Genomic DNA, 5268 nt, shown 5'->3' with positions numbered 1-5268 from the left:
TGGAGGGCTTAGCTTCCGGGTTCGGAATGAGACCGGGCGTTTCCCCTCCGCTATGACCACCGAAACAGCTGTCAGCGGTACAACCACTTCCCCATCACCACACCACCATGGTTCGGGTGGTGTGGTGGGGTGGTTGTTTGCTGTGAATCACACAGTGGACGCAGAGGATCAAGTTTGGTGTGGTTAAGCCCTCGGCCTATTAGTACCGGTCAACTGAACCAGTTACCTGGCTTACATTTCCGGCCTATCAACCCAGTCGTCTAGCTGGGGGCCTTACCCACTCGATGGTGGTGGGATACCTCATCTCGAAGCGAGCTTCCCGCTTAGATGCTTTCAGCGGTTATCCCTTCCGAACGTAGCTAACCAGCCGTGCCCCTGGCGGGACAACTGGCACACCAGAGGTTCGTCCGTCCCGGTCCTCTCGTACTAGGGACAGCCCTTCTCAAGTATCCAACGCGCACGGCGGATAGGGACCGAACTGTCTCACGACGTTCTAAACCCAGCTCGCGTACCGCTTTAATGGGCGAACAGCCCAACCCTTGGGACCTGCTACAGCCCCAGGATGCGACGAGCCGACATCGAGGTGCCAAACCATCCCGTCGATATGGACTCTTGGGGAAGATCAGCCTGTTATCCCCGGGGTACCTTTTATCCGTTGAGCGACACCGCTTCCACACGCAAGTGCCGGATCACTAGTCCCGACTTTCGTCCCTGCTCGACCTGTCAGTCTCACAGTCAAGCTCCCTTATGTACTTACACTCAACACCTGATTGCCAACCAGGCTGAGGGAACCTTTGGGCGCCTCCGTTACCTTTTAGGAGGCAACCGCCCCAGTTAAACTACCCACCAGACACTGTCCCTCGACCCGATCAGGGCCGCAAGTTAGATACCCAAATCCAACAGAGTGGTATTTCAAGATTGCCTCCACCCGAACTGGCGTCCGAGCTTCACCGGCTCCCACCTATCCTACACAATTGCATTCAGATACCAATGTCAAGCTATAGTAAAGGTCCCGGGGTCTTTCCGTCCTGCCGCGCGTAACGAGCATCTTTACTCGTACTGCAATTTCGCCGGGCCTGTGGTTGAGACAGTGGGGAAGTCGTTACGCCATTCGTGCAGGTCGGAACTTACCCGACAAGGAATTTCGCTACCTTAGGATGGTTATAGTTACCACCGCCGTTTACTGGCGCTTAAGTTCTCCGCTTCGCCCCGAAAGGCTAACAGGTCCCCTTAACGTTCCAGCACCGGGCAGGCGTCAGTCCATATACATCGTCTTACGACTTCGCATGGACCTGTGTTTTTAGTAAACAGTCGCTTCCCCCTGCTCTCTGCGGCCATACCACGCTCCAGCAGCAAGTGCCTTCACGCGTCCGGCCCCCCTTCTCCCTAAGTTACGGGGGCAATTTGCCGAGTTCCTTAACCACAGTTCGCCCGTCGCCTCGGTATTCTCTACCTGACCACCTGTGTCGGTTTGGGGTACGGGCCGCTCGGAACATCGCTAGAGGCTTTTCTCGGCAGCATAGGATCACTGACTTCACCTGAATCGGCTCGGCATCACGTCTCAGCCTCATGGCGCGCGGATTTGCCTACGCACCGGCCTACACGCTTACCCCGGCACAACCACCGGCCGGGATCAGCTACCTTCCTGCGTCACCCCATCGCTCAACTACTACCCACCGAGGTCCCAGACTCCACACCCTTGACCCGAAGGTCGCCGGCGCTTCGCGTGGTTAGTACAGTGAGGTTCGTCGTGGGCGCTCCTTTGCGGGTACGGGAATATCAACCCGTTATCCATCGACTACGCCTCTCGGCCTCGCCTTAGGCCCCGACTCACCCAGGGCGGATTAGCCTGGCCCTGGAACCCTTGGTCATCCGGCGGAAGGGTTTCTCACCCTTCATTCGCTACTCATGCCTGCATTCTCACTCGTGTAGCGTCCACGGCTGGATCACTCCGCCGCTTCCCCCGCTACACGACGCTCCCCTACCCACCCACACACCTGCACACCGAAGACACGCTCCGGCGCGGAGTTATTGTGTGAGTGCCACAGCTTCGGCGGTGTGCTTGAGCCCCGCTACATTGTCGGCGCGGAACCACTTGACCAGTGAGCTATTACGCACTCTTTAAAGGATGGCTGCTTCTAAGCCAACCTCCTGGTTGTCTATGCGACCCCACATCCTTTTCCACTTAGCACACGCTTAGGGGCCTTAGCTGGTGATCTGGGCTGTTTCCCTCTCGACTACGAAGCTTATCCCCCGCAGTCTCACTGCCGCGCTCTCACTTACCGGCATTCGGAGTTTGGCTGATTTCGGTAAGCTTGTAGGCCCCCTAGACCATCCAGTGCTCTACCTCCGGCAAGAAACACGCGACGCTGCACCTAAATGCATTTCGGGGAGAACCAGCTATCACGGAGTTTGATTGGCCTTTCACCCCTAACCACAGGTCATCCCCCAACTTTTCAACGTTGGTGGGTTCGGTCCTCCACGCAGTCTTACCCACGCTTCAACCTGCCCATGGCTAGATCACCCCGCTTCGGGTCTAGAACATGCGACTCAAACGCCCTCTTCAGACTCGCTTTCGCTACGGCTACCCCCCACGGGTTAACCTCGCCACATGCCACTAACTCGCAGGCTCATTCTTCAAAAGGCACGCCATCACCCCGAAAGGCTCTGACGGATTGTAGGCGAACGGTTTCAGGTACTATTTCACTCCCCTCCCGGGGTACTTTTCACCATTCCCTCACGGTACTTGTCCGCTATCGGTCACCAGGAAGTATTCAGCCTTACCAGGTGGTCCTGGCAGATTCACAGCAGATTACAGGGGTCCGCTGCTACTCGGGATATCCATCAGGAGGTCACAGGTTTTCGCCTACCGGGCTCTCACCGTCTACGGCCGACTTTCCCACGTCGTTCGACTAACCAGCAACTTTGTAACTCCCCGCCACACTGTCAGATGCGGCCAACGGATCCCACAACCCCGCACACGCAACCCCTGACAGGTATCACACGCGCACGGTTTAGGCTCCATCCGCTTTCGCTCGCCACTACTCACGGAATCACTGTTGTTTTCTCTTCCTACGGGTACTGAGATGTTTCACTTCCCCGCGTTCCCCCCTACACCCTATGAATTCAGATGCAGGTAACACGACATGACTCGTGCTAGGTTTCCCCATTCGGACACCCTGGGATCACAGCTAGGTTGACAGCTCCCCCAGGCCTATCGCGGCCTCCCACGTCCTTCATCGGCTCCTGGTGCCAAGGCATCCACCGTTCGCCCTTGACAACTTAACCACAGAAAACAAGATGCTCGCGTCCACTGTGCAATTCTCAACCAACAACCAACCCACAACCCCACAGCCACCCACCAGACTCCAACGAACACAACCCACACAGGGCCGGCTCTGCCGAACGGTATGGACGACCAGGTCATGCCTGGCGAAGATCCGAAACAACAACCCACGGTTGTTCTTTCAGGACCCAACAGGGTGCCCACCACCGGACTCCAGCCGCACCACCATCTCGTTCCGTCGCAGCACGCTGCGTGTACTAGAAACAGTGACCGTTGCCGGTGTCCGATTAACCAGTGTCTCCGCCTATGAGCACCCCACCACCACGCTCGGGCGGTGCGGGCTACTGGACCGCTTTCACGGTCTAGTCGCTCCTTAGAAAGGAGGTGATCCAGCCGCACCTTCCGGTACGGCTACCTTGTTACGACTTCGTCCCAATCGCCAGCCCCACCTTCGACGGCTCCCTCCCACAAGGGGTTAGGCCACCGGCTTCGGGTGTTGCCGACTTTCGTGACGTGACGGGCGGTGTGTACAAGGCCCGGGAACGTATTCACCGCAGCGTTGCTGATCTGCGATTACTAGCGACTCCGACTTCACGGGGTCGAGTTGCAGACCCCGATCCGAACTGAGACCGGCTTTTTGGGATTCGCTCCACCTCACGGTATCGCAACCCTTTGTACCGGCCATTGTAGCATGCGTGAAGCCCTGGACATAAGGGGCATGATGACTTGACGTCATCCCCACCTTCCTCCGAGTTGACCCCGGCAGTCTTCGATGAGTCCCCGCCATAACGCGCTGGCAACATCGAACGAGGGTTGCGCTCGTTGCGGGACTTAACCCAACATCTCACGACACGAGCTGACGACAGCCATGCACCACCTGTCACCCGCCCCGAAGGACCCCGCATCTCTGCGAGTTTTCGAGTGATGTCAAACCCAGGTAAGGTTCTTCGCGTTGCATCGAATTAATCCGCATGCTCCGCCGCTTGTGCGGGCCCCCGTCAATTCCTTTGAGTTTTAGCCTTGCGGCCGTACTCCCCAGGCGGGGCGCTTAATGCGTTAGCTGCGGCACAGAGAACCGGAGAGGCCCCCCACACCTAGCGCCCAACGTTTACAGCGTGGACTACCAGGGTATCTAATCCTGTTCGCTCCCCACGCTTTCGCTCCTCAGCGTCAGTATCGGCCCAGAGACCCGCCTTCGCCACCGGTGTTCCTCCTGATATCTGCGCATTTCACCGCTACACCAGGAATTCCAGTCTCCCCTACCGAACTCTAGCCTGCCCGTATCGGCTGCAGGCCCGCGGTTGAGCCGCGGGTTTTCACAGTCGACGCGACAAGCCGCCTACGAGCTCTTTACGCCCAATAAATCCGGACAACGCTCGCGCCCTACGTCTTACCGCGGCTGCTGGCACGTAGTTGGCCGGCGCTTCTTCTGCAGGTACCGTCACTTACGCTTCGTCCCTGCTGAAAGAGGTTTACAACCCGAAGGCCGTCATCCCTCACGCGGCGTCGCTGCATCAGGCTTCCGCCCATTGTGCAATATTCCCCACTGCTGCCTCCCGTAGGAGTCTGGGCCGTGTCTCAGTCCCAGTGTGGCCGGTCGCCCTCTCAGGCCGGCTACCCGTCGTCGCCTTGGTAGGCCATCACCCCACCAACAAGCTGATAGGCCGCGAGCCCATCCCAGACCGAAAAAACTTTCCACCCACACCCATGCGGGCGCAGGTCGTATCCGGTATTAGCCCCCGTTTCCGAGGGTTATCCCAAAGTCCAGGGCAGGTTGCTCACGTGTTACTCACCCGTTCGCCGCTCGAGTACCCCCGAAGGGGCCTTTCCGCTCGACTTGCATGTGTTAAGCACGCCGCCAGCGTTCGTCCTGAGCCAGGATCAAACTCTCCAACAAAAACCTGTTGAAAAACTCATCCCGGCAACAAAAATGCTGCCAAAGGAATCCCACCAGACATCACAAACGCCTGGCCGGGGTAAAT

3 rRNA genes are annotated in these 5268 nt (G+C 58.0%); all 3 read right to left on the bottom strand.

The features are described from left to right. A 5S ribosomal RNA gene (gene rrf, locus IEY99_RS33620) occupies positions 1-64 on the bottom strand; the annotation flags it as partial. A gap of 115 nt (positions 65-179) precedes the next feature. Further along, positions 180-3288 (bottom strand): 23S ribosomal RNA (locus IEY99_RS33615). Positions 3289-3663: 375 nt separating this feature from the next. Then, positions 3664-5183 (bottom strand): 16S ribosomal RNA (locus IEY99_RS33610). Positions 5184-5268 lie beyond the last annotated feature (85 nt).

It is taken from the genome of Couchioplanes azureus (genome assembly GCF_014648355.1).
GTDB lineage: Bacteria > Actinomycetota > Actinomycetes > Mycobacteriales > Micromonosporaceae > Actinoplanes > Actinoplanes azureus.
Note: the sequence above shows the minus strand (reverse complement) of the source record. Positions and strands in the feature narration are given on the sequence as shown.